Genomic DNA, 2,807 nt, shown 5'->3' with positions numbered 1-2,807 from the left:
CCCCAACCTGCTTATCAAGTTCTATAACTACACCCGGCTCTACCGCAAGAATTTCTCCAATAGTCTTTCGCGTTCTTCCCAGCACTACCGTTATCTTGACAGGAATATCCATTAAAAGGTCCATTTTTTTATCTAACTTCCCACCTGCTGCAGGCTTGCTTCCTGAAGCATCAATCTCAGGGAAGCTGACAGGTTGAGCCTGGGGTTGGCTACTGGCTGCCGCATTTTGACCCTCTGAAGTAAGGTCGAAGGGAGAAGAGGACTTCACGCTGGCTATCAATTCATCTATCGATAACTGAGCCGCGTCATTTCCAGAGCTTTCGAGGTCAGGTATCTCAGGTATACTTTCTCCACCCTCTTCACCCAAAACCTCTAACCCCTTAGAAATAGCCTCCAGTTCCTCAGGGCTCAATTCTGAAGAAACATCCCCTTCTCCTTCTTTATCTTCCGCAGATTTATCCTCAGTGACATCTGGAGAAGACCCAGGCACCACATCCCCCTGGTCCATAGAGGGCTGTTTATCCTTTTCTAATCCATCATCTTGGGAGTCGTTCTGTTTTTTCTCTTCATCCATCAACAAAACAGCTGGCCTCTTTCAAGCTGAGGCAGCTACACCTCCTTGCGGTCTAATTTATTACACTCCAAAAGTCTCTATCATTTTCTTTGCCGTCTCATTACCTGACTCAAAAGACTTGGAAGCCGCTTCATACGCTCGGCTTGCTTCTATCAATCTGGCCATTTCCTCCACCACGTTAACATTGGATCCCTCCAAGGCTCTTGTAGCTAAAGAAACATCTTCCCTTGCAACGGGAATCGGTGCCCCCGAGCCCTGAGTAGCTGAAAAAACGTTTTTCCCCATCCGGCGCAAAAAAGAAGGATTCTCAAAATCAAAAATAGCTATCGCATCTACAACTTCTCCATCTGCTACTACTGAACCGTCTTCCCTTATCTCTACCTCACTGGCATCACCAATCTCTATAGGGCCACCTTCTCCAATCAAATACAAGCCTCTTGGATTTACTATCCTTCCCTCACTATCTATAGCAAAGCTTCCAGAGCGAGTGTAATATAAATTCTGGCCATCCGAAAGCTGGAAAAATCCCCTACCATTTATAGCACAATCCAAAGGATTGCCTGTATTTTTTACAGGTCCAGGCGTCGTATCCAAAGCAGTCTCGGAAACAACCACACTCAAGTATGATTCCCCTACCGGCTTCTCGTTGCCTGCAGCATTTGAAGGTTTTTCTTCTCTCACCAGCTCACCCTTTGGGACAGCTTTCTCCGTCACTATATTTTTGAAGAAGCCGCTAGTGCTAGCATTAGCCAAGTTATTAGCTGAAACATCTACCTTGGCTTCCTGCACCAACATGGCCGATATTCCATTATAAATACCTCTGAACATGGCCTCACCTCCTACGCGCCAACTAGAGCATTAACCCTTAAGAAGCTCTGAAGCCGCCTCCCACATGGATTTCGCTGATTTCACCACTTCCAGGTTGGCCTCATAGGCCCTACTGGCTGCCATCATATCTGCCATCTCCCTAACTACAGAAACATTAGGATACGCAACATAACCATCATCATTGGCATCAGGATGTCCCGGATCATAAACCATCCTGGGAGCCGACTGGTCCGTCGCAATCTCCTTAACTTTCACCCCAGAAGCTTCCATGGCTTCATCAAGCTTTTCTTCAAAAATTGGAACCTTTCTTTTATAGGGCCCGCCTTCTGCTGTTCTGGTAGTATTAACATTCGCTAAATTTTCAGATATTACATCCATCATAACCCTATGGGCGGTTAAAGAGCTTCCTGCTATATCTATAACCTTAAAAATTTTCATGTTTACTTACCTCCCATAGCTGCCTTTAGCATTTCCATTCTCTTGGACATAATTCTCATGATCCCATTGTAAGCCAACCTTGTCTCGGTCATCTTGGCCATTTCAACTTCAGGATCTACATTGTTGCCATCTAAACGATAAGCTCCCTGCGTAACAACCCTCTCCTTGAATCCATCCTTCAACAACTTCTCCAAACTTTTGCTGGAACCTATATGCTTCTCGTCTGTGACTTCCAACTTCACCTTTTTAGCGCTACATAAACCTTCAGACTCCAAAGCTTCTCTTAAGGCGTCCTCAAATTCTACTTCCTTTCTCTTGTAACCCGGTGTATTAACATTAGCTATATTTTGCGCTACTGCCTCAAACCTCTTGGCCAAAGCCGAAGCTGATACTTTTCCTGCTAACCAGACGGGATCCTTAAACATACGTCCACCCCCTTGCCAGTTCAAGCTTCTGCCTTCTTATTCTTTTCCTTTAGCCCCTGCACCTTTAATCTTTTCCCTCGCATAATATATTATTTTCGAGGCAACTTCTGGAGGCATTTTCCCTAAAACCTGCATTCTCTGCTCAGAATCCATAAGTTCCAGCAAGGCTACCACATCTGGAATAGGCAACTTTACCAAAATCTTGGCAGCTTTACTAGCTGGCATCTGTGCAACGGCTTCCCCCATGATATCAGAGACCGATTTCTTAGGATTAGACTCTGATTCTTTGGCTCTCAGCTCCTCATGCTGCTTTTCTAAAGCTTTTTTCTCCTTTTGAAGACTTTTTCTCTCCGCGTCTAAGGCTGCCCTCTTTTTCCTTAATTCCTCCTCCTGCTTCCGCAAGAAGTCTTCTTTTGCCTCCAGTTCCAGTTTTCTTCTCTCGTATCCAGTTAAAGGCGGGGAAAGCTGCTCCAAAAAAGGGTACAGCCTGGCTCCTATCCAAGGAAAACCCTCTACAGCAGGCCCTATGCGATCAATAAGAG

General features: G+C 45.4%; 5 protein-coding genes. All 5 read right to left on the bottom strand.

All coding sequences use genetic code 11. From position 1 onward, the window contains the following. Nucleotides 1-574, bottom strand: a 574-nt coding sequence (locus H0Z23_RS08855; RefSeq protein ID WP_296869085.1) for a FliM/FliN family flagellar motor switch protein, incomplete at its 3' end; no start/stop codon positions are given. A gap of 60 nt (nt 575-634) precedes the next feature. Next, nucleotides 635-1,402 carry a flagellar hook-basal body protein gene (locus H0Z23_RS08850; RefSeq protein WP_296869084.1) on the bottom strand — a complete coding sequence of 256 codons (768 nt, stop codon included), beginning with the start codon at nt 1,400-1,402 and terminating at the stop codon, nt 635-637. Nucleotides 1,403-1,432: 30 nt separating this feature from the next. Further along, nucleotides 1,433-1,840, bottom strand: coding sequence for a flagellar basal body rod protein FlgC (flgC, locus tag H0Z23_RS08845; RefSeq protein ID WP_296869083.1), 408 nt, complete (start codon nt 1,838-1,840; stop codon nt 1,433-1,435). A gap of 2 nt (nt 1,841-1,842) precedes the next feature. Next, nucleotides 1,843-2,265: a flagellar basal body rod protein FlgB gene (gene flgB, locus H0Z23_RS08840; RefSeq protein WP_296869082.1), complete on the bottom strand. Its 423-nt coding sequence runs from the start codon at nt 2,263-2,265 to the stop codon at nt 1,843-1,845. A gap of 36 nt (nt 2,266-2,301) precedes the next feature. Further along, nucleotides 2,302-2,807 (bottom strand): hypothetical protein (locus H0Z23_RS08835; protein WP_296869081.1); only part of this gene is annotated, 506 nt, incomplete at its 5' end.

This window comes from Thermovirga sp. (assembly GCF_017656375.1).
In the GTDB taxonomy this organism is placed as follows: Bacteria; Synergistota; Synergistia; order Synergistales; family Thermovirgaceae; genus Thermovirga.
The sequence above is the reverse complement of the archived record's forward strand: the minus strand, read 5'-3'. Positions and strand labels throughout refer to the sequence as shown.

Bases quoted from the DNA above. Each gene is read 5' to 3' on its own strand.
- H0Z23_RS08850 (WP_296869084.1), bottom strand. From the start codon at position 1,402: ATGTTCAGAGGTATTTATAATGGAATATCGGCCATGTTGGTGCAGGAA.
- flgC (WP_296869083.1), bottom strand. From the start codon at position 1,840: ATGAAAATTTTTAAGGTTATAGATATAGCAGGAAGCTCTTTAACCGCC.
- flgB (WP_296869082.1), bottom strand. From the start codon at position 2,265: ATGTTTAAGGATCCCGTCTGGTTAGCAGGAAAAGTATCAGCTTCGGCT.